General features: G+C 65.2%; 19 protein-coding genes. 11 read left to right on the forward strand and 8 right to left on the reverse strand.

Going from position 1 to position 22,303, the window contains the following annotated elements; all coding sequences use genetic code 11:
* Positions 1-26 precede the first annotated feature (26 nt).
* Entirely contained in the window at positions 27-1,586 is a 1,560-nt protein-coding gene (locus HWX07_RS03865; protein WP_124460564.1) for a methyl-accepting chemotaxis protein, read from the forward strand.
* A 557-nt stretch (positions 1,587-2,143) separates the two neighbouring features.
* On the opposite strand, the gene HWX07_RS03870 is transcribed toward HWX07_RS03865, so the two are convergent.
* From HWX07_RS03870 to HWX07_RS03880, 3 genes are all read right to left on the reverse strand, one after another.
* A complete protein-coding gene (locus HWX07_RS03870) occupies positions 2,144-3,361 on the reverse strand; it encodes a DUF6402 family protein (protein WP_175875242.1) in 1,218 nt (405 codons plus the stop codon).
* Positions 3,362-3,552: 191 nt separating this feature from the next.
* Positions 3,553-5,220: an ATP-binding domain-containing protein gene (locus HWX07_RS03875; protein WP_175875243.1), complete on the reverse strand. Its 1,668-nt coding sequence runs from the start codon at positions 5,218-5,220 to the stop codon at positions 3,553-3,555.
* A 127-nt stretch (positions 5,221-5,347) separates the two neighbouring features.
* Positions 5,348-6,202 (reverse strand): helix-turn-helix domain-containing protein, encoded by an 855-nt coding sequence (locus HWX07_RS03880; RefSeq protein WP_175875244.1) that lies wholly within the window; start codon positions 6,200-6,202, stop codon positions 5,348-5,350.
* A 475-nt stretch (positions 6,203-6,677) separates the two neighbouring features.
* Here HWX07_RS03880 and HWX07_RS03885 point away from each other — a divergent pair, with 475 nt between their 5' ends.
* From HWX07_RS03885 to HWX07_RS03905, 5 genes are all read left to right on the forward strand, one after another.
* Complete coding sequence (locus tag HWX07_RS03885) at positions 6,678-6,887, forward strand: hypothetical protein (RefSeq protein ID WP_175875473.1); 210 nt, start codon at positions 6,678-6,680, stop codon at positions 6,885-6,887.
* 176 nt (positions 6,888-7,063) lie between these two features.
* Entirely contained in the window at positions 7,064-7,339 is a 276-nt protein-coding gene (locus HWX07_RS03890; protein ID WP_175875245.1) for a hypothetical protein, read from the forward strand.
* A gap of 75 nt (positions 7,340-7,414) precedes the next feature.
* Positions 7,415-7,624, forward strand: coding sequence for a hypothetical protein (locus tag HWX07_RS03895; RefSeq protein WP_175875246.1), 210 nt, complete (start codon positions 7,415-7,417; stop codon positions 7,622-7,624).
* Entirely contained in the window at positions 7,621-8,955 is a 1,335-nt protein-coding gene (locus HWX07_RS03900) for an FAD-binding oxidoreductase (RefSeq protein ID WP_175875247.1), read from the forward strand. The genes HWX07_RS03895 and HWX07_RS03900 overlap by 4 nt, the downstream gene beginning before the upstream one ends.
* Before the next feature lie 60 nt (positions 8,956-9,015).
* A complete protein-coding gene (locus tag HWX07_RS03905; protein WP_175875248.1) occupies positions 9,016-10,110 on the forward strand; it encodes a potassium channel family protein in 1,095 nt (364 codons plus the stop codon).
* A 110-nt stretch (positions 10,111-10,220) separates the two neighbouring features.
* Here the strand turns inward: HWX07_RS03905 and HWX07_RS03910 are convergent, their stop codons facing one another.
* Positions 10,221-10,604 carry an AraC family transcriptional regulator gene (locus tag HWX07_RS03910; protein WP_244129914.1) on the reverse strand — a complete coding sequence of 128 codons (384 nt, stop codon included), beginning with the start codon at positions 10,602-10,604 and terminating at the stop codon, positions 10,221-10,223.
* 49 nt (positions 10,605-10,653) lie between these two features.
* Between HWX07_RS03910 and HWX07_RS03915 the strand changes: the two genes are divergently transcribed.
* Positions 10,654-10,848: a hypothetical protein gene (locus HWX07_RS03915; protein ID WP_175875249.1), complete on the forward strand. Its 195-nt coding sequence runs from the start codon at positions 10,654-10,656 to the stop codon at positions 10,846-10,848.
* Between the two features lie 261 nt (positions 10,849-11,109).
* Here the strand turns inward: HWX07_RS03915 and asnB are convergent, their stop codons facing one another.
* The 3 genes from asnB to HWX07_RS03930 all read right to left on the reverse strand — a co-directional run bounded on the left by asnB (position 11,110) and on the right by HWX07_RS03930 (position 15,572).
* Entirely contained in the window at positions 11,110-12,882 is a 1,773-nt protein-coding gene (gene asnB, locus HWX07_RS03920) for an asparagine synthase (glutamine-hydrolyzing) (protein ID WP_175875250.1), read from the reverse strand.
* A gap of 420 nt (positions 12,883-13,302) precedes the next feature.
* Positions 13,303-14,490 carry a GGDEF domain-containing protein gene (locus HWX07_RS03925; protein WP_175875251.1) on the reverse strand — a complete coding sequence of 396 codons (1,188 nt, stop codon included), beginning with the start codon at positions 14,488-14,490 and terminating at the stop codon, positions 13,303-13,305.
* Between the two features lie 173 nt (positions 14,491-14,663).
* A complete protein-coding gene (locus HWX07_RS03930) occupies positions 14,664-15,572 on the reverse strand; it encodes a LysR family transcriptional regulator (protein WP_023475881.1) in 909 nt (302 codons plus the stop codon).
* 128 nt (positions 15,573-15,700) lie between these two features.
* On the opposite strand from HWX07_RS03930, the gene HWX07_RS03935 reads away from it, so the two are divergent.
* The 4 genes from HWX07_RS03935 to HWX07_RS03950 all read left to right on the forward strand — a co-directional run bounded on the left by HWX07_RS03935 (position 15,701) and on the right by HWX07_RS03950 (position 20,823).
* Complete coding sequence (locus HWX07_RS03935; RefSeq protein WP_226209843.1) at positions 15,701-16,588, forward strand: NAD(P)-dependent oxidoreductase; 888 nt, start codon at positions 15,701-15,703, stop codon at positions 16,586-16,588.
* Positions 16,589-16,641: 53 nt separating this feature from the next.
* Positions 16,642-18,159, forward strand: coding sequence for an aldehyde dehydrogenase family protein (locus HWX07_RS03940; RefSeq protein WP_175875252.1), 1,518 nt, complete (start codon positions 16,642-16,644; stop codon positions 18,157-18,159).
* Between the two features lie 48 nt (positions 18,160-18,207).
* Entirely contained in the window at positions 18,208-19,542 is a 1,335-nt protein-coding gene (locus HWX07_RS03945) for a DUF3100 domain-containing protein (protein WP_011547471.1), read from the forward strand.
* Between the two features lie 84 nt (positions 19,543-19,626).
* Entirely contained in the window at positions 19,627-20,823 is a 1,197-nt protein-coding gene (locus HWX07_RS03950) for a M20 aminoacylase family protein (RefSeq protein ID WP_175875253.1), read from the forward strand.
* 54 nt (positions 20,824-20,877) lie between these two features.
* Here the strand turns inward: HWX07_RS03950 and HWX07_RS03955 are convergent, their stop codons facing one another.
* Complete coding sequence (locus tag HWX07_RS03955) at positions 20,878-22,191, reverse strand: Xaa-Pro peptidase family protein (protein WP_175875254.1); 1,314 nt, start codon at positions 22,189-22,191, stop codon at positions 20,878-20,880.
* Positions 22,192-22,303 lie beyond the last annotated feature (112 nt).

Below are 22,303 nucleotides of genomic sequence, written 5' to 3' on the forward strand. Positions count from 1 at the left end.
GCTCTTTTCACCGCTCACGTGCCGTCATGAACCTGAACGCCCTGTTTTCCCGTTTCTCCATCCGTACGCGGATCTTCTCCACGCTCGGCCTCGTCGCCGTGCTGCTCGTCGTGTCGGGGCTGATCGGCCTCGCCGGCATGCAGAGCTCCAACCGCGCACTCGACGAGGCCTATACGCGGCAACTGGCGGCGAAGACCGCGCTGTCCGCGGCGAGCCTGAACCTGACGATCGTGCGCACCACGCTCGACCGTGCGCTGCTGCATCCGGAAGCGCCGGAGGTGCCCGAGCTCGTGAAGAAGGCCGAGGGCTATCTCGCGAAGGCCGACACGGCATGGCGCAACTACGCGGCGATGCCGCACGACGGCGACGAGGGCCCGCTCGCGAGCCGCCTCGATGCCGCGCGCCAGGCGCTGATCGGGCAGGCGCTGAAGCCGATGATCGATGCGATCCGCGAAGGGCGGCGCGACGAAGCCGACCGCTTGCTGATGACCGTCGCGCCGCCGCTGTCGGTCGCGCTCACGCAGGCGACCGACGCACTCGATGCGTACCAGGCCGCGCGCGGCAAGGACGTGTACGACACCGCGCAGACCTATTACGGCTGGATGCGCATGGGCGCGATCGCGGGCATCGCATTCGGGCTGGCCGCGTGCCTCGGCTGCGCGATCGGGCTGCATTTCGCGATCACGCAACCGGTGAATCGCCTGCTGTCGCATTTCCGCCGGCTGTCGGACGGCGACCTCACGTCGGAAGTGCGCTGGTCGTCGCGTGACGAGATGGCCGAACTCGTCAAGGGCGTGACGGGCATGCAGCGCAGCCTCGCGGATACGGTGCGCCAGGTGAGCCAGGGCTCCGAAGCGATTTCGACGGCGACGCACCAGATCGCGGCCGGCAACACCGACCTGTCGCAGCGCACCGAGGAACAGGCGTCGGCGCTGCAGCAGACGGCCGCGAGCATGGAGCAACTGACGGCGACCGTGAAGCAGAACGCGGACCACGCGCTCGAGGCGCAGGCCTGCGCGGACAGCGCGAGCGAGATCGCGACGCGCGGCGCGACGGTCGTCGGCGAGGTGATCGGCACGATGAACGAGATCGACCAGAGCTCGCAGAAGGTCGCCGACATCATTGGCACGATCGAAGGCATCGCGTTCCAGACCAACATCCTCGCGCTGAATGCGGCGGTGGAAGCCGCGCGCGCGGGCGAGCAGGGCCGCGGCTTCGCGGTGGTCGCGGGCGAGGTGCGCACGCTGGCGCAGCGCTCGGCGTCCGCGGCGAAGGAAATCCGCACGCTGATCGGCGAATCGGTCGAACGTGTCGCGACCGGTTCGCGGCTCGTCGGCATGGCCGGCACGACGATGCAGGACATCCAGCAGGCGATCGGCCGCGTGACGGGCATCATGACGGAGATCGCGGCCGCGTCGAGCGAGCAGCGCGACGGGATCGAGCAGGTGAACCGCGCGGTGTCGCAGATGGATCAGGTGTCGCAGCAGAACGCGGCGCTCGTCGAGCAGGCGGCCGCGGCCGCGGCTTCGCTCGAGGAGCAGGCGGATGGGCTGCGGCGCGCGGTGGGGGCGTTTCGGGTGGCTTGAGCGTGACGAGGTGAATTGCCGCGGATCTGCGGGCTGATGCGACCTGTTTCACGGGTCGGTCGGTACTCTCGTCGTTGATTCGACCGAGCCGTCTGTCGAGAAACAAAGCCCCGCTAGCGGGGCTTTGTTTCTTATAAATCAAAGCTTAGTATGTAAACTTTAAAACAAAGGTAATCTGGCGCGAAGCCAATCCCACTTGGAGGGGGGGATCGTCAGATGTTTTTTGTAATTCGATTCATCGGTCAAGTCGATATAGCGAACCAGATTACCCTCGTAACGCAGGGGCGGGTGAGAGCTATCTCCGTGATACCAGTTGACGGAGAAATATCGCCTCGCAAGAAGCTCGCCATTTTCACTAAACACTCTTAGTTCGATGTTGTCGTCGGTCGAATCCTGATCATTCCCGTCAGTGCCACACAGCTTGAATCGATACCAAACGCCATTCATATTTTTTATGCCGCCATCCAATGTATCAGGGCGGTCATAGAAGTCGCATCGGCCGTAGGTGGGGCGACTGAAATGAATGATCAAACCTGTGCATATATAAATGATAATGGCTAGGCCAATGTATCTGATGATTCTATTCGACATATTTCACCAAGATTAAGATCGATCGGCCTCTTCAGCTTCAAATAGACTGGACTTGAATATATCATGAAGTCTCTGCCTCTGTGATGCCTCTCTCGCCAGCGACTGTAGTCTGCGTTGTAGATCGGAAAGTAAACGTCGTTTTTTTTGAATTTTCCGAACGGACTTCTTCGTGTGTCGACTGGATTTTTGATATTTTTTGACCAAATATCAATGTCGAATTCTCGCTTTGGCGAACTTGATCCGGTGAGAAGCGACCCTGTGGCGATGATCACCCCATGCCTGTTCCAGTGGCCCAAATACTGTTTTCCGTTGAATGAGTAGTTGTCTTTTACGTAAACATAGATATGCGTAATTTTCCCAGTGGCGCTTAGGCAATAAAAGGTGCTTGATTTTTCATATCTGAAGTATTTTTCACTGGAAATTTCAACATTTCCAATGTCTGCATAAATGTTGAAGTTGGCCAATGCTCCTGTGAGGTCCGTTGGGGAAAGATTTTCCAGTGTGTCAAAATTTCCTATTTTAGATAGCTGAAATTGCCAGGTGTTATGAAATTTTTGCAAATTTCCTGTAAACGAGGTGGTGTTGAAATTGAATGTCGAATTTCTGTCAAAAAATAGCTCTTTGACAAAAGACTTCGTGATATCTGATGCTGTGCGTATGGCGCGCTCGCTGTAGATATCGCTCGCAAGAAGTTTCTCGTATTTTTTTCTGACATTTCCGAATTTCAATACCCAGTCAAGGGTAACGTCGTCGTTGTTCATCGGTTGGACCGACGTTGGATCGTCATTGTAGGTATGCGCCGCGCCCGCAAACCAGATTCGCGCAAGCCTGGCTGAAACCTTCCAGCCCAGATTGTCCATCGCAATCGGCACGTCCTGGAGATCGAAAGGCGGCGGGTTTTCACAAACCTCCGATTCCGCCTGCGTCGGCGGTCCCTTGGTTCTTGCCTGATCGGTTTGTGGCGGCGGTTGAGGTGCTGCTGGGGGCTTCGGGGCATTCGAAGGCTTGGAAATCGCCTTCGGAGGCGGTGGCGGCGGCTTTTCCCCCGGTGCAAGCCTGTCGATCGATACGCTCCTTTGCGTATCAAGCGGGACGCACCCTTGGGAACCCTTGTATTCCCTCAACTCCGATCCGAACAACCCCTTTTTCGGTTTGTAGTACGGCAGCTTTTTTACGTCGGCCATGGACTATTCCGTTTGCAACGAATGGCCCGGCATCGTAAAAGCCAGCTGCAAACGAACAAACCATCAGGTATTGCCGAAACGGGTCGAAACGAGCGTGGACAAGGGCCCGGAGCATCGGGAAATGTGCCCGATTGTGTCGACAACCACGATCTCGGGGATTGTCCCGGAGCGGCCAGGCGAGCGCCGCCGCATCACCCCACCGCCAGTTGCGCGGCCGCGCGCGACGACGCGACGATCAGCAGCTTCATCGTCGCGCGCGTCGCACCGACGAACAGCTTGCGCGCGGCACGCGCGTCGAGCATGTCGAAATCGACTTCGGTGAGGATCACGCACGGTGCCGACTGGCCCTTGAAGCGGTAGATCGAATCGAGCAGCACGTCGCCCTCGCGATACTCGGGGTTGCCGAACAGGTCGTACTTGCCGGTGAAGCGCTTGATCCGGTGCGGGCCGAGCTGGTCGAGCGGCGCGAGCACCGAGCCTTCGCGGCCGCGGTACGACAGCACCGCGATGTCCTGCTTGCGGAAGCCGAGCGACAGCGCCTGCGTGATCGCGCGCTTGGTCGCGTCGATGCAGGCTTGCGCCAGTGCGTCGCCCGACGCGCCTTCTTCCCCGTAGGCCGACACCGACGGATCGGAGCCGTCGAACGGGCTGCCCGAGCGCAGTTCGGCCGCGAGCGGCTCGACCCGGCCGACGACGTCGCGCACGAATTCGAGCAGGTCGCGCGGGCTGCGGTAATTCGTGAGCGCCTTCAACGTGACCCAGCCGGGCAGCGCGACGGGTTCGCGCATGTACAGGTTCTGCAGCGGATCTTCCAGCCACCACCATGCGCCGTCCGGCGCGAGCAGACGCTCCAGCGCGGCCGCCCACGGCGCATGGAAATCCTGCCCTTCGTCGACGATCAGCACGTCGAAGCGCCAGCGTTCGGGAATCGGCGCTTGCGCGAAGCGTGCCTCGAGCCGTTCGAACTCGCCGGGCACCTGGAAATCGGGCGTATAGCCGCCGTCACGCGCGACCCAGTCGCACAGCTGGTGATAGTTCGCGATCTTCGCGCCGGGCGGTGCGATGCGCGCGATGTAGTCGGCGAGCGGCCGGTTGAAGCAGACGTAAAGCACGCGCTGGCCGGCCGCGACGGCATCGCGCATCACTTGTACCGCGAGCTGGGTCTTGCCCGACCCCGCGGTGCTGGTGACGCGCAGCCGGAACGGCGTGAAGTCGAGCTGGCGCGCCCATGCGGCGAGCCCGCCCGACAGCCGCGTGACGAGCGTGCCGGCTTGCCCGACGAGCGCGCTCGTGTCGGGCGTGAGCGCGAGTTCGTCCGCGAGGAAATGGTGGAGCTTCGGCGCGTTCGGAAAGTGCTCGTCGTCCTCGGGCAGGATCTGCTGGATCACCTGCGCGAGCTGCGCCTTGCGCGACGCATCGACGATGCGGTCGGGCGCGACGCCGGCGATCGACGCGTCGCGGATCGAGTAGTCGGGGCAGTACAGCAGCGCCTCGACGCCGTAGACGCCCGCGCCGAGCGCAGCCGTCAGGCGCCGGTGCAGCGTCTCCTGCGTGCGCGCGAGCTGGATCGGGACATTGCGCTCCTTCTGCAGGTAGACCTTCACGAGCCCTTTCGGGGTCTCGCGCAGGAAGCCGGCCTTCTGTTCGATCAGCAGCACGCGCCCGGCCGGGCTCACGACGACGAACGCGGCTTCGCCGAACACCGAGAATGCCTGGTCGGCGCGCGTCCAGTGGACGCCGTGATACACGGTGTAGCCGTCGGGCAGCGCGTGTTCGAGCGCGGCGAGCGTTTCGCGCTCGCGTTCGGCCGCGCCGGTCGCGGCGAGGCTTTTCCAGTCGTCGGGGATGAGGCGGGCCATGGCGTCGGACGGCGGATGCCGGCGTGGGCGTGAACGGGTGCGGCTATTGTACTGAGGAACCCGTTCATGCCCGCGGCGCCGCGCGGAGGTTGGCCGTTTGCGATTCGGGCGGCCGGCCCGGCGGACGTCAGCCGCGCGTGAGCCGCTTCGCGAGATCGGCGCTGAGGATCGCCATGCGCGCGGGTTTTTCGTAGCACACCACGTCGAACGCGCGGATCACTTCGCTGATGTCAGCCTCGCTCGCGCGTCCGGTGAGCAGGTCGCCCGTCAGCACGAAAATCGGCGCGCCCGGGTTGTCGGACGTGCGCACGGCCTTGATCGCGGTGGCGGCCGTGCTGTCGTCGAACAGCCATTCGGTCAGGACCGCGTCGAAGGCCTGGCCCTGCAGTGCGTCGACGAACGGGGCGAGACCGTCGAATGCGGCCGTCGCGAAACCCTGCCGTTCGAGATAGCGGCACAGCTCGGTCGCGCTGACCCGATCGGGATCGATCACCGCGACGACGAGCTTGTCGCTCTCCGCGCGGCGCGGGTAGATCTCGATCTTGTGCACGTCGTATGCGTTCTGGTACAGCACGCCGGTATGGCGCAGCACGCGCCAGCGGCCGTTCTGTTCGTACGCGACGAACTCGGGGCGCGCGCCGGCTTCGAGCGGTGCGCCGATCCAGGCGGTGCACGGAATCTCGGCGACGCCCGCATACAGGACGGCTTCCTGGGAATAGGCGCCGACCATGCCGGGGTCGAGCGTTTGCGCGCCGAACAACTGGGCGGCGGGTTCGCCGTACGCTTCGGCGACTTTCTTGATCTGCGCGAGCGTCCACGGGCTGCTGCCGCGCAGTTTGCGGTGGCCTTGCGAGAAACTCAGATCGAGGATGCGGCACAGCTCGGTGGTCTGCTGGCGCTTGCCGATGCCGTTGCGGGTCATCAGTTCGCGCACGCGCTCGGCAACCGCGAGGGAATCCGTGGTGATTGCTTCAGTGGTCATGCTACGGGGACGGATCGTGACGTTCAGAACGACGCCTTGCGGCAGTCTCGGCGGACAGTCTTCATGACGTCCAATGGCGAGCCGACCGGCCACGCACGGAAAAGATAACTTTACCGCAAAATGGTCGTCATTCAGTGTTGTGAAAGGTGGGTTTGTGTGAAAGGTGTGTCATCAAGTTACGTCCGATCTGCCTCGGCGCGAGCGCGCGGCGGGGCGTTCGACGCCTTCAAGTCCGCATTCCGACGCGCCGGGATGGGATTGACGACGAACCGGGATGCGATTCCGCACGAGGCGGCAGGTAATCGCCGCGCGATGCACCAACGCGGGGCGGCGCCCATGCCGGACCGCCGTATCCCACCCATTTTTGCAGGACGATCGATGGACGGTTTCCTCTAGTGAAACCAACGAAGTTACATTTTCGGCGTCGGCAAAGCCGCATGCTACGATTTCGCCGTCTCAAAAAAGTGTTGAACCGATGCAGAAGAAATTCTTGATGCGCGGATACGAAATGAACTGCGAGCCGCGCGTGACGGAGAACGGCAAATACGCCGCGCAAGTCGAGGTCACGAAGGTGGGTTTCAGCCGTGAGGCTGCGTTCCGCAAGCTGGGTGAATTCGACACCGAAGCCGAAGCGGTCGCGTACGCCAGACAATTCTCCGAAGAGTGGTTGAGCCGCTATGCGTAGCGCGGCGGCGTGTGCCGATGCCCGTGCCATGCGGGCATCGGGCCGAGCGGCGGTGTAGTGCGCCGGACCGCTGGCATTGCTGCCTGAATATTGCGAATGCGCCTGGAAATTTGTAGATTGACGACTCCCGTCGTGGGGTATCGATCGTCCGAAGGCAACGCAATTGGAGACCGCGAATGTCCACCTTGTGCATGCAGACCGTCGTTCACGGCAAGACTGTCCAGGTCGTGCTGTCGCCCGAGAGGCGGACAGCCAGGATCGACATCGTCGATGACGAAACCGGCAGCTACCCGCCCCGCACGATGAGCATCGAGCAGTACGTCGTCGCCGGCATGGCCGACGACGAAATCGCGCGGCATGTTCTCGAAGTCGTCACGATGTCGATCGAGCAGCTCGCGAGGCTGCAGCCGTTCGACCGTACGGCAGGCACGCAAACGCGCTATTCGCACTGAGCGCTTGTGCAGCGGCCGCCCCGCGCCGACCGCGAAGTCCTGACTGAATGATTGCGCGGTGATCGGGCGTTCGACGTGGCGTGGTCGAGCGCGACGCGCATCGATTGCGCGTTCGCGCTATGCCGGCAGATACATGAACGGCTCGCCGTCTTCCCGCTCGACGGACAGTTGCTGCTGGCGCTGATCCAGCGCGAACAGCTGCTTGCCGTCCGCCGCCTCGGCGATCGCGGCATCGACGCGCTAAGCTTCGCCGGCCATGCACTGACATCCGACCGAAAACAATGACCACCACCTATCCGCTGCACGACGCATTGAGCCACGCCGATACGGCATTTCCATCCGAAGCCGACGTCGTGATCGCCGGCGCCGGCATCATGGGCTGCGCGGCCGCGTACTACCTCGGCCTGCGCGGCCTGAAAGCCGTCGTGCTCGACAAGTCGCGCATCGCCGGCCAGCAATCGACGCGCGCGTGGGGCTTCGTGCGACAGCAGGGGCGCGAATCCGCCGAAGTGCCGCTGATGATGGCCGGCATGCGGATCTGGGAAGGCCTGGAGCAGGCGCTCGGCTTCGATCTCGAATGGCGGCAGGGCGGCTGCCTCTACCTGGCGGACAACGAAGACGACTGGGCCTCGTTCCAGGCGTGGCTCACCGTGGCGCGCGAGCACGGGCTCGACACGCGCACGCTGACGCGCGCACAGATCGACGAACGCGTGAACGGGCTGTCGACGCATGCGCGTACCCTCGGCGGCTTGTACACGGCGACCGACGGCCAGGCCGAGCCGCGCCGCGTGGCCGCCGCGTTCGCGGCGCGCGCGACCGAGGCCGGCGCGCGTTTCTTCGAAGGCTGCGGCGTGACCGCGATCGAGACGGCGGGCGGTGCGGTCGTCGGCGTCGTGACCGAACGCGGCACGATCCGCACGCGGCGCGTGATCTGCGCGGCCGGCGCGACCAGTTTCCGGCTGCTCGACGGCGTCGGCATCCGGCTGCCGCAGCAGGCCGTGCGCGGCACCTGCATGCGCACCAACGTGCTGCCCGACGTGTCCGCGTCGACGATCTGGGGGCACGGTCTCGGCATCCGGCAACGCAAGAACGGCGCGATCAATCTCGCCGACGACATGCAGGTCGACGTCGATCTGACGCTCGGCCACCTGCGCGGATTGAGCCTCTTCTGGCCGGAATTCTGGTCGCAGCGCGACAAATTCCGGCTGCACCTGAATGCGTCCGCCTGGCGCGACGTGTTCGCACGCATCGGCGGCGCGACCGGGCCGATCGAGCCGCGCGATCCGCAGCCGCAGCCGAATCGGGCGCATGCGCCGCGCGCGCTCGCGAAACTCAAGGCAATCTTTCCCGCGCTGAAGGATGCGCAGATCGTCGAGGCGTGGGCCGGCCTGATCGACGTGCTGCCCGACGGCATCCCGGTGATCGATGCACCGGGTACGCCATCGGGGCTCGCGATTGCGACAGGGTTCTGCGGGCACGGCTTCGCGATGGGGCCGATCGTCGGCCGGCTGCTCGCCGAATGGATCGACACGGGCGCGCCGTCGCTCGACCTGTCGGCGTTTCGCGCGCGGCGGTTCGTCGACGGGACGATGGTGCGGCCGCGCAGCATGCTGTGACGGCCGGGCGCACGCGTTCCCGTCGTAGAATCGAGCCCGCATCCTTCAGGAGATTCCCCGTTGGCCACGCCATCCGATCAGCGCCGCTCGTTGCGCATGCGTCTGCGTCGCGCCCGCAATCCGTGGCAGGCGCCGCGTGCGCGCACGCTGTTCACGCGCCCCGCGACGTCGCCGCTGCGCACGCTGCTGTTCCGTCTCGGCGCGGTCGTGCTGTTGTGCACGCTGGCGTTCCTCGTGCTGTATCTCGATCGCGACGGCCTGCGCGATTCGACCAAGAGCACGCCGATGACCGTGGCCGATCTCGTGTACTTCACGATGGTCACGGTCGCGACGGTCGGCTACGGCGATATCGTGCCCGTCACGGCGCGGGCGCGCCTGCTCGATGCGTTCTTCATCGTGCCGATCCGCATCGGCATCTGGTTCATTTTCCTGGGCACGGCGTATCAGTTCGTGATCCAGCGTGTCATCGAGGAATTCCGCATGAAACGCCTGCAGAAGCAACTGTCCGATCACATCGTCGTGTGCGGTTATGGCCTGTCGGGGTCGATCGCGGTGCGCGAGTTGCTGGAGAGCGGCGTCGATCCGGCGACGATCATCGTGATCGATTCGCAGCAGCAGGCCCTCGAGGCGGCGACGTCGCTCGGCGTGACGGGGTTGCTCGGCGATCCGGCGCACGAGGATCTGCTGCAGCAGGCGCAGGTGCGCGCGGCGAAGGCCGTGATCATTTCGGTGACCGACGATCCGACCGCGATCCTGCTGACGCTGTCGGTGCGCAGCATCGCGCCCGATACGAAGATCGTCGTGCGGATCCAGGAGAACCTGTATCAGCGGCAACTGCGGCAGGCCGGCGCGGACGTGATCGTGTCGTCGACGAAGATCGGCGCGCTGTTGCTGGCGGATGCGGTCCACAGCCGCTACATCGTGCCGTTCGTGAACGACATGCTGTCGACGCGCGGGCGCGCGACGCTGCTGGAGCGCGAGGCGTTGCCGCATGAGATCGGTTGCCTGACGAACGTCGTGCCGGGGGCGATCGTGGTCGGGCTCGATCGCTGCGGGAAGATCTATTCGTTTTACGAAGATCCGCCGTGCAGGATCGAGGCCGGCGATACGCTGGTGGTGATTCAGTCGGCGCGGATTCCGGATCCGGATGCGTGAGACGACCTGTCGCCCGTTGAGTTTGAACGGCGTCATGCGCTAAACGGCTCGTGAGTCTCGATGAAACGCTGGCCGGGATGGATTCGCCGAAGCGGCGCGGCGAGCACCCGTCAGTTTCCGGTCGACAGGTATTGCTGCGGCGCTTGCCCGAACAGCCGCCGGAACATCACGATAAAGGCGCTCGGCGTGCTGTACCCGAGATCGAGCGCGACGGACGCGACGCTCGCGCCTTGCGCGAGCCGCGTCATCGCCTCGGCCGCGCGCATGTGCTGCCGCCAGTGGCCGAAGCTCATGCCCGTTTCGTCGCGGAAATGCCGTGCGAGCGTGCGGCTGCTTGTGCCGATCTCGTCGGCCCAGCAGTCGAGCGTGTAGTCGTTCGCCGGGTCGGTCATCATATGCTCGCAGATCGCGAGCAGGCGCCGGTCGCGCGGCAGCGGCAAACCGCCTTCGCCCAGCGGCGGCGCTTCATCCAGCAGCTTCAGCAGCAGCGGCACCGACAGCGCGGTGCGGCCGTCGGGTGGGTATTCGTAGCCAGGCCTTTGCGTGGTGGTGCTGCATGACGTGAATCTGGCCGCGCGCTACTGCGACCGGCTCGTCGCGTTGCGGCAGGGGCGCATCGTCGTCGATGGCACGCCGGCCGAGTTCATGCGCGACGCCGTGCTGACCGACGTCTACGACATCCGGATGGGGACGGTCGCGCATCCGATGGGCGACGGGCGCATCGGGTTCCCGTATTAGGTGACGTTCGCGTCGTCGCCGACCAGTGCGCCAACCATTCGGTATCGCGCACATGAGCGGCGAAAACGGCGCCACGGCGGATGCCGGCGTGTGTCGGTGCGTCCTTATCCGGGAAAAGTGAAGTCTCCACCGCGCTGCAACTGTCCATTGATATTGGCGGGAGCGTAGAACGCCACCTCGAAGCCTAGCGCTTCGCAAGCGCTCGATCGACTCAAGGATTGAGACGATCCTTGTCGGGCACCACGCAAAACACGGCTCGCCTCACGGCATGCTCACGCCGTGAACCCGCGACCAGTGGGCCAGCGAGCAAGCCCGAAACATCATGGCGCGTTCGTGCTCGTTCAGCGGGGACGAATCGGCGCAGCGGCGCTGTAGCCGGGGTACGTCGAGCAAGCCGGCGATGCGGTCGGCGTCCGTCGCCAGTATTTCGCGGGTGTGCTGGCGCAAGGCCTCGCCGTTGCCTTGATCCTTGGGCAAGGCCGACTTCCTGCGCAAGCGCACGGCTTCCGGCAACGCACCGCGCGACGCTTCACGCAACATGGCTTTTTCCACGCCATCACGTAGCGCCAGCTCGGCCGGAACGGTGGCAGCCAGGTCCAGAACATCGGTATCGCTGAAGGGTACGCGCGCTTCCAGGCCATGTGCCATGCCGTGGATATCGCCGTTATGCAACAGCCTCTGCAACCAACGATGGCGCACCAGCCATTGCGTGGCGCGCAAACGCGAGGCGGGCGTATGCCAGTCGTGTCCGGCGGCGATCGCCAGTTGGCGATAAACCTCGCCGTAGTGTTGCAACGGTTGCGCCAGCAAGCCGGGCCGTAGATAGGGATCGGCGGTCAAGCGTTGCAGGATATGGGTCGGATCGCGCGTGGCGTGCGGGTCGAGCAGGAAGTGATAGCCGTAGTGCGTTTCATCGGCGGCATCGCCCACCAATACCGTCTTGAGACGCGTGCTGGCGGCTCGCGCCAGGGAGTGTTGCGCCAGCTCCTGTTCCCACGCGGGCAGTGCATCGTTTTGCGTGGCCAATTGCAGCAGATCCTGGGCCAGTGCCGAGCGCGTCGGTGCGACGTCTTCGCGTGGCAGGCCCAATTCGTTTGCGGCCTGTTCGGCGAAAGGTTGATCATCGGAAGCCACGATCAGCGAACGCGCGTAGTCGTAGCGATGGTGATCTTCAAAGCGAATGGTGAAGCAGGGCGGCGTCGCGCCTGCCGCTCGCGCCAGGCCGCCTATCAGCGTGGAGTCGAGGCCACCGCTGAAAAACAGGCCGACCGGTGTATCGGCGATCAAGCTACGCTGGACGGCCGCAGCGAGGCGCTCGCGCAGCGCGTGGGCGATATCGTCGGCCTTGGCAGCGGGGTTTTCGGCAATCTCCGGCGCCCAGCGCGATAGCTGCAAGCGATCGTGATCCAGGCGCAGCAGATGCCCGGGCGGCAGGTAGGCCATACCTTCGAACATCGGTTGCGCCACGCCGCTGAAGAACGGCGCCACCAGGTATTCCAGCAAGGCGTCGATATTCGCACGCGGCGCTTGCATCGCAGGCAGCAGTCCTTTGGCCTCCGACGCAAACAGGAATTCCGCCCCCTGTTGCAGGTAGACGAACGGCTTGACGCCCAGCCGGTCGCGCGCGGCAAAGGCTCGTCGACGATGGGCGTCCCACACCAGGAACGCGAACATGCCATTGAAGCGCCGAAGACATGCTTCGCCCCATACCGCATACGCGGCTAGCACCACCTCGGTGTCGGTATTCGTGCGGAACGACCAGTGCGCGCTCAGTTCGCGGCGTAGCTCCGCGTGGTTGTAGATCTCGCCGTTGTAGACCAGCACGTAACGATGGTCGGCACTGCACATCGGCTGCGCGCCGTGCTCGGCGTCAAGCAGAGCCAAGCGGTTGTGAGCAAGCACGGCGTGTTGGTCATGCCATACGTCCTGGTCATCGGGCCCACGATGCCGTTGTCGTTCGCGCATGGCGAGCACCCGCTCGACCTGTGCCGGTGCGTGGCCGTCATAGCGAATCAGCCCTGCCAAGCCGCACATCAGACAGTCACGCCCAACCGATCGGGGGCAAGCAACGGCGTGGTCCACAGTACGCGGTCGACATCGTCGCTCAAGCCGGGTGCCGGCAGTTGTAACGCGGACGCCAGTGTCTCGATACGGGTCTTATACACCCGCGGCACCGACGCCATCGCCGGTGGCAAGCGACTGCGCGTAAGGCCACGTACTCGTTGCGTAGGCAGGTGCATGAGGTCGGACGGAATTCGTGAAGGCCAGCGGGCTAGGCAGCGACATGATCGGGATCATGCGTAGGAAGCGTTGATGATAAACCGGTTCATTCTTCAGCGTTCCCAGAGGGTTCGAGGGGAGCGTTGTCGTAGCAGCTGCTACGGCGGGGTCGGCGACGCCGCCCAATCAAACTGGAAGAAAAATCGAAGCCTGGCGCGAGCACTCGCTATTCTTTCAAAATACCGCTGCATGTTCCGTGGGTTCGTCCGTTGCGTGGACGAGCCGATTGCCGCCGAGCGATTTTGCTCGATACAGTGCCTGGTCGGCAATGGAGAGCAAGTGGGTAAGCGAAGCCGTTTCATGATCCGACTCGGCCAGGCCAATGCTTACGGTAGCGCGAATGCGATTGTCGTCAGCGCCATGCGATATCGCCGCAAACCGGTTGGCGACGGTTTCTGCCACCGTGCTTGCGCGGCGGGTGTCGTAACCCGGCAGCAGCGCAGCGAATTCTTCGCCGCCGATGCGCGCGAGAACCACGCTCGTCTCTGCGTCGACAACGGATCGAACCGTATCCGCGAATGACTTCAATACCTCGTCGCCGGTTTTGTGCCCGAAGCGATCATTGATTCTCTTGAATTGATCGAGATCGAATGCAAGGAGCGTGACAGGTAGCCCACGTATCCCGTGCTCGTGGATAACCCGCTCCCCCTCTTCGAAAAACAGCCGGCGATTACCCAGGCGAGTCAGGTAATCGGTACGGGACTCCTGCAAGAGCTCGCCATGAATTTCTTCCCGTGTCAGGCGGAGCAACGTCATCGGCAAAATAACGGAATAAAGGACCCCTTCGTACATGGTGATTTTGCTGGCAATCGATTGTGCGCCGGCTCCAAAGACCGAGATCAGCCATGGCAGCGCGAATGCTCTGGTGGTATAGAACAGGGCGTGGATTCCCGTCACCGCCACCGCGACGCGTCGGGATTGAACCGCTGGAATGCCATCGCGTCGCGTGAGCTCGAGGGCCGTCATGGCGGAGACGAGCGCGATCGGGACTGCGCTGACATAGAGCCAGATGACCGTCTGAGAGGACGCCGTAGAGGCCGTCCATGTCAGCCCCATCAGGAGAAGCAAACCCATTGAGCTTCTGACATACCGTCGGCCATTGAACATGGCGACGGCGTGCAGAACCAGCAGATAGCCACCCAGAATCACGAGGTTGCTCACGGCGGCGCCGGCGGCGCCCAGCAGTTCGCGCCGAAATGCCGCCAGCGCGCAGCCGCCTCCGAGTGCCGCATATCCAATCGCCAGCATTCGCAGTTCGTTGCCGCGCTTGGGATGTGAAATATGTTCCCAGTACGTCATGGCGGAACTGGCAAGCAAGGTTCCGATCGCCAGGAGGTAGAGGGTAGCTAGATCGACTGTCATTGCCGACGCCAAGGCGCGTCCCCGCCACGACGAGGAAAGGTTGAGGGAATACCGAGATAACGGCAGAAGCGTCGAATTCTTGAAAAAAGTCCGGTCCAGATCGCCAGCGGCGAGAATCCGTGTTTCCGACAGGGGTGGCCAGGCGTCGCGAGGAGGAGCCAGGGCAGGCCGCGCTAACGAAACGCCCGCATCTGCCCCGTCATCATCTGCAGCATCTTGTTGGCGGCCACCGACAGCTTGCGGCCCACGCGCGTGACCATGTGCGCTTCGGCGTTCTCGAGGATCGGATGCGCGATCTCGATCGCGAACAGCTCCCTGGCCTGCAGTTCGGCCGTCACCGCGAAGGCCGGCATCACCGAGATACCGAGCCCGGATTTCACGAACTCCTTCAGGATCGCGAAGGAATTGGTGGTGATGATCGGCGCGAGCCGTACGCGCTCGGCGTATTCCACGGCCTCCATCATCTGTCGCGTGCCGTAGGACGGGTGAGTGGCCGCCAGCGGGTAGGTGGCGAGCTGCTGCACCGTCAGCACCTTGTGGCTGCGGCGCGGGAAGTCGGGGCCGACGATCGCCATCATCGGCTGCCGCTTCGACGCGCGCGACACCAGCTTGGGTTCGGCGGGAGGGTTGTACACCAGGCCGATTTCGCCTTCGTCGTTCGAGATCTTGCGGATCACGTCGTTGGTGCTGCCCACGTCGAGGTTAACGCGGATGCCGGGGAATTGCCGGCAGAACTGCTGCATGGGCCCGGCCAGCAGATCCGAGACGAAGCCTTCGCCCAGCACCAGGCTGACCTGGCCGGTCTTGAGCCCGCGCAGCTCCTGCAGGCGCGAGATCAGGTCGTCGCGGTGCGCGAGCTGCTCGCGGAAATATTCGATCACGCAACGTCCCGCCTCGGTGGGCGTCACGCCGCGCGCGTGGCGCTCCACCAGGGTAGCGTCGAGCTCCTTCTCCAGCAGCCCGATCTGGCGGCTCACGGCCGAGGGCGCCACGTCGAGCCAGTCGGCCGCGGCGCGGATCGTGCCGCAACGCACGGCCTCGTAGAAATAGACGATGCGGCTGTCGGTCAGGGTATCGCTCATGATTCGAGTGTTCTAAAAAAGAGAACAATATCAATATTGGCGTTGATTGATTATACGGATCGCCGGACCGAACATCGTAGCCATGCAAGGCAGGCGCAAGCTGGCGCGCCGGCCTCGAACCAACAGCTATCAGGAGTCGTCGGATGAAAACGGTGGGCGTGATCGGTCTGGGCAACATGGGGCGCGGCATGGCGGGTTCGCTGCGGCGCGGCGACTACACGGTGCTCGGCTACGACGCGGCGCCCGGCGTGGCGCTCGCGCTGGCCGAACAGGCGGTGCTGTCGGCGCGCGATTCGGTGGCCGAAATCGCGCGCGACGCCGACGTGCTGCTGCTGTCGCTGCCGACCTCGGCGGTGGTCGAGGCGGTGGTGCTGGGCGCCGGCGGCGTGCTCGAGAACGCGAAACCGGGCTCCATCGTGATCGACACCACCACGGCCGATCCGGACAGTACGCGGCGCGTGGCGGCGGCCTTGGCCGAGCGCGGCATCGGCTTCGTCGACGGCCCGGTGAGCGGCGGCCCGAAGGGCGCGGCCACCGCCACCATGACCATGGTGCTGGGCGGCTCGGACAGCGATATCGCGGCCATCGAGCCGATCCTCGCGGCGATCAGCGCCAAGCGCGTGCATGTGGGGCCGGTGGGCGCCGGCCACGTCACCAAGCTGCTCAACAACCTGCTGACCGGCGTGCACCTGCTGGTCGCCAGCGAGGCGGTGCGCACCGCGCGCGCGGCCGGCGTCGATCCGGAAAAGCTGGTCGAGGCGCTCAACGGCGGTTCCGGCCGCAACAGCGCGACGCTGACCAACTACCCGACCTGGATCTTCAATGGCAAGTTCGATTCCGGTTTCACGATGAAGCTGATGCGCAAGGACGTGCGGCTCGCGCTGGGCCTGCTCGACCAGTTCGACAGCGTCGCGCCGGTGGCGCGCGAGGCGGCGCGCGTGTGGGCGGCCAGCGAGGGTTCCGTCGCCGACGGCGAGGACTTCAACCGCATCGTCGACTTCCTCGATCCGGCCTGAGGCGGGGCAGCCCGCGCCACGATCCCGCTCGACTCACCTACACGGAAACTGACATGACCCAGCACGCAGACCAGTTGCTCGCCGCCTTCGCGCACTTCTTCCCCGGCGCCGCCACGATCGGCTCGTATATCGACGGCGAGCTCGTCGCCGGCCAGGGCGACACGATCCAGCTTTACGATGCGGCGACGGGCGAGGCCACGCTCGCCTATCGCGACGCCGGCGCAGCCGTGATCGACCATGCCGCCGACAGCGCTCGCCGCGCGCAGCGCGAATGGTGGGCGCTCACGCATGCCGCGCGCGGCCGCGTGATGCAGGAGGTGGCGCGCGCGATCCGCGCCGAGGCCGAGGCGATCGCGCGGCTGGAGGCGCTGGGCTCGGGCAAGCCGATCCGCGACTGCCGGGGTGAGGTGGGCAAGGTCGCCGAGATGTTCGAGTACTACGCGGGCTGGACCGACAAGTTCTACGGCAGCGTGATCCCGGTGCCGACCTCGCACCTCAACTACACGCGCCGCGAGCCGGCCGGCGTGGTGCTGCAGATCACGCCGTGGAACGCGCCGGTGTTCACTTGCGGCTGGCAGGTGGCGCCCGCGGTGGCGATGGGCAACGGCGTGCTGCTCAAGCCCTCGGAGTTGACGCCCTTCACGTCGCTGGCGGTCGCCAGGCTCGGCGAGCGGGCCGGCCTGCCGCGCGGCCTGGTCAACGTGCTGGCCGGCTTCGGTCACACCGCCGGGCAGGCCGCGATCGCGCATCGCGTGGTGAGCAAGGTGGTGTTCGTCGGCTCGCCGGCCACCGGCGCGCGCATCGCCGAGGCCGCCGCGCGCCGCGTGCTGCCGTGCGTGCTGGAGCTGGGCGGCAAGTCGGCCAATATCGTGTTCGCCGATGCCGACCTGAAGCGCGCGGCGCTGACCGCCCAGGCGGCGATTTTCGCCGGCGCGGGCCAGAGTTGTGTGGCCGGCTCGCGTCTGCTGGTGCAGCGCGCCGTCTACGACGAATTCGTCGCGATGGTGGCTGCCGGGGCGAAGAAGATCCGCGTCGGCGCGCCGCTCGACGAGGCAACGGAGGTGGGCCCGATCAACAATCGCAAGCAGTACGACCACGTGATGTCGATGATCGCGCGCGGCGTGGCGGCGGGCGCCACGCTCGCCAGCGGCTCGGCCGAGGGCGTCGAGGAGGGCCGCGGCGGCTACTTCGTGGCGCCCACCGTGCTGGCCGGCGTGTCGAACGCGATGGAGGTGGCGCGCACCGAGATCTTCGGGCCGGTGGTGGCCGCCATCCCGTTCGACACCGAGGAGGAGGCGATCGCGATCGCCAACGACACCGACTTCGGCCTGGCCGGCGCGGCGTGGACCACCGACGTCGCGCGCGCGCATCGCGTGGCCGCGCAGGTGAATGCCGGCACTTTCTGGGTCAACGGCTACAAGACCATCAATGTGGCGTCGCCGTTCGGCGGCTACGGCATGAGCGGCTACGGCCGCTCGAGCGGGGTCGAGGCGCTATACGAATACACGCAGACCAAGAGCGTGTGGGTCGAGACGGCCGAAGCGCCGCCCACCGCGTTCGGTTATCTGTAATCACCGGTCCGCATGCGACGGCAGCCGGGCTTCAAGGGGAGATTCGTCATGGAACACGCACTGGGTATCGAGCGCCGCGAGCTGGGCGGCGCGGCCACCGCCAAGGTCCTGCTTTACGCGGCCGGCATTTTGCTGGTCGCCGAATGGATCGGCTCGTTCACGTTCAAGCTCGGACCGGGCAAGGTCGTGCTGCTGCCGATGATCTGGGCGCTGCTGCTCGGCGCCGCGGTGGGGCTGGCCAGCGCGCGCTGGAACAGCAGCGCGCGCCTGAGCGTGCCCGACCAGTTCTTCGCGGCCGCGATCCTGCAGCCGGCGCTGCTGCTGTTCGTCTCCAAGCTCGGGCTGATGGTGGGCAGCGCGCTGCCCAAGCTGGCGTCGGCGGGCTGGGCGCTGGCCTTCCAGGAATTCGGCCACTTCGTCGGCACCATCCTGCTCGGCCTGCCGCTCGCGTTGCTGCTCGGCATCAAGCGCGAGGCGATCGGCGCGACCTTCTCGGTGGGCCGCGAGCCGAGCCTGGCGATCATCGGCGAGAAGTACGGGATGGATTCGGCCGAGGGGCGCGGCGTGCTGGCCGAGTACCTGACCGGCACCGTGTTCGGCGCGGTGTTCATCGCCGTGTTCGCGGGTTTCGTGAGCAGCCTCGGCATCTTCGATCCGCTCGCGCTGGCGATGGGCTCGGGCGTCGGCTCGGGCAGCATGATGGCGGCCGCTTCGGGCGCGATCGCCGCGCAGCAGGACCCGGAGACGGCGAAATCGGTGCTCGCGTTCGCCGCGGCCAGCAACCTGATCACCACCACCATCGGCACCTACTTCACGCTGTTCATCTCGCTGCCGCTCGCGGTCTGGGGCTATCGCGTGCTGGAGCCGCTGATCGGCCGTACCACCAAGGCTTCGGCACAGCCCGAGGCGGCCAGCCCGTCGTTGGGCGAGGTGCGGACCGAGGCGCCCGCGCTCGGCTACGGCGGCAAGCTGCTGGCCTGGATCGTGACGGCCGCGATGGCGCTGGTGTGCGACTGGATCGCCCACGGCACCACACCGTTGGCGGGACTGCCGGGGATCGCGATCATGGTGGGCGCGACGATCGTGGGCGACGCGCTGGCGCGCGTGACGGGGCGGCGGATTCCGGCGGTCTGCTGGGTATCGGTGGTGGCGATGTTCCTGACCTCGCCGTGGTCCCCGTGGGCTTCGCAGATCGCCGCGCTCAGCTCGCACAACGATTTCCTCGGCGTGACCACGCCGATGCTGGTGTTCGCGGGGCTGTCGATCGCCAAGGACATCCCGGCCTTCCGCCGGCTCGGCTGGCGCATCGTGCTGGTGTCCTTCGTGGCCAATGCCGGCACCTTCATCGGCGCGACCCTGGTGGCGCAGCTGTTCCATATCTGATGCCTCGCGGCGCGGTGGCGGGCGGCATGGATCGGCCCGCCGCCAGGCCACGCCGCGACGACAGACAAAAGTGCTTCCCTCCGCATGAAACTGATCGATTCCATCGTCGCGCACGCCGACGAACTGACGGCGATCCGCCGCGATATCCATGCCCATCCCGAGGTGGGCTACGACGTGTTCCGCACCGCCGAACTCGTCGCCGAGCGGCTCGAGCAATGGGGTTACGCCGTCACGCGCGGCGTCGGCCGCACCGGCGTGGTCGGCACCTTGAAGCGCGGCGGCAGCGCGCGCGCGATCGGCTTGCGCGCCGACATGGATGCGCTGCCCGTGCAGGAGGCCAACACCTTCGCGCATCGCTCGACGGTGCCCGGCGCGATGCATGCGTGCGGCCACGACGGGCACACCACCATGCTGCTGGGGGCCGCGCGCCATCTGGCTCGGCATGGCGAGTTCGACGGCACCGTGCAGTTGTTCTTCCAGCCGGCCGAGGAAGCGGGCGGCGGCGCGCGCGCGATGATCGAGGACGGCCTGTTCGAGCGTTTCCCGGTGGATGCCGTGTTCGGGCTGCACAACTGGCCCGGCATCGCGGCCGGCGATTTCGCGGTGCGGCCCGGGCCGCTGATGGCCTCGACCAGCCTGTTTCGGATCGACTTGCGCGGGGCCGGCTGCCACGCGGCCATGCCACACCTGGGCCGCGATCCGGTGTTCGCGGCGGGGCAGGTGCTGAGCGCCCTGCAGGGAATCGTCACGCGCAACCGCAATCCGATCGACGGCGCGGTGCTGTCGGTCACGCAGGTGCATGCGGGCGAGGCGATGAACGTGGTGCCGACCGATGCGTGGCTCGGCGGCACGGTGCGGACCTTCTCCGATGCGACGCTCGACCTGATCGAGACGCGCATGCGCGCCGTGGTGGCCGCGACAGCCGCGGCCTTCGATTGCGAGAGCGACGTGGATTTCCAGCGCCAGTATCCGGCTACCGTGAACGACGCGGAGCAGACGGCGGTGGCGGTAGCGGTGATGCGCGAGCTGGTGGGCGACGCGCATGTGAACGCGGCCGTCGATCCGACCATGGCAGCGGAGGATTTCTCATTCATGCTGCGCGAGAAACCGGGTTGTTATGCGTTCCTCGGGAATGGGGCGGGCGATCATCGCATGCATGGGCATGGCGGCGGGCCTTGCCTGCTGCATAACGCCAGTTACGACTTCAACGATGCGTTGCTGCCGGTGGGAGCGAGTTATTTCGTGAGGCTGGTGGAGCGGGTTTTGGGGCGAGCGCCATGAAGATTGGCTGCGCATCCGATTCGGCCAAAATTCGCCGCCCACGTGCATCCTCGCTCAAATATCCCGCAGATCACACAGCGGCACAGACGACAGAGGCACCGCGCCATCGGCCGTAATCAGTACCTGCTCCTCGAGCTTGACGCCCTCGATGCCGTTCTTTTCGCCGATGAAGCTCTCGACCGACACCACCATGTTCTCCTCGAATACGCCGTCGTAACCCCATTCTTCGAAATCGACCGCATAGGCCACGCTCGGGAACTCGTCCACCAGGCCGCAACCGTGAACCATCATCATGTAGCGGTTGTGGACGTACTGCGACGGTACCGTCCAGCTTTTCTCGGCGAACTCGCGAAAGGTCACGCCCGGACGCAATAGCGCGCAATTGTGTGCGATCTGATCGCGGGCACGGCCGAACAACGTACGTTGCGCGGCCGAAGGTGCCTTGCCGGGACACACGAAGCTGCGTGAAATATCGGAAAGGTAACCGCCCGGCCCGACCATGTCGGTGTCGAAGCCGACGATGTCGCCGGCGAGGATCTCGCGATTGGTGGCATCACGGAACCATGGGTTGGTGCGTGGCCCGGAGCTGAGCAGGCGGGCCTCGCTCCATTCGCCGCCATGGGCCGTATTGGTGTCCTGCAGCACGCTCCACAGCTGGTTCTCGGTGATGCCGGGGCGCAATGCCTCGCGCATCCTCGAGACGCCGAGGTCACACACGTCCATCGAAATGCGATGTTGCTCGATTTCCTGAGGGCCCTTGATCATGCGTGCCATTTCAGTCAGCGGTTGTGCGTCATGCAAGGACAGGCCCTCGGCGCGCAGCCATTCCGCACCCCACGGGTCGCACTTGTCGAGTGCGAGCCGGCGGTTGCCGCCGCCGTGCTGCCGCACCACGTCCGCAATGCTGCGCGCCCACTCGCGTGCCTTCTCGTCCACACGCGGCCCGGCGAGAAAGAAGTTCCAGGGAATGGTCGGCCGGATTTCGTCGATCGTCTCGATACCTTCGCTGTTGTGTCGGCTAGTGGAGAAGTCGAACAGAATCACGGGGCCGTCCGTGGCGACGAACACGTAACGACTTGGCGAGTGCATCACCCAGACGCCGAGACTGTTGGTGTCGGTTGCGTAACGGATGTTGATCGGGTCGGCCAGCAGCATCCCGGCGTAGTCGTGCCGCTTCAGTTGCGCACGTAATCGCTCGAGTCGATATGCGCGTAGCGCCGGGCGATCGAGCGCCTCGAATGCCTCGATCAGCCCGGCGTCGACCGAACTGGCCCGATGCCCTTGCGAGAGCGGGTCCTGCCGGAACTGGCGGTGCTCGGCCGGGGCGGCCGTCGATGCATCCGTGTCATCAGTGAAGCGGCGGTTCATTCGATTACCTGTCAGTGAGGGGAGGTGGGCCGACGATGTGCAGCCGGGGATCGGTGACGTCACCTCGATCGAGATTGATTAGTGATGCATATAAATGGGAGCATGGTTCAGT

The sequence above is a fragment of the Burkholderia sp. BCC0097 genome (assembly GCF_902832985.1).
In the GTDB taxonomy this organism is placed as follows: Bacteria; Pseudomonadota; Gammaproteobacteria; order Burkholderiales; family Burkholderiaceae; genus Burkholderia; species Burkholderia orbicola.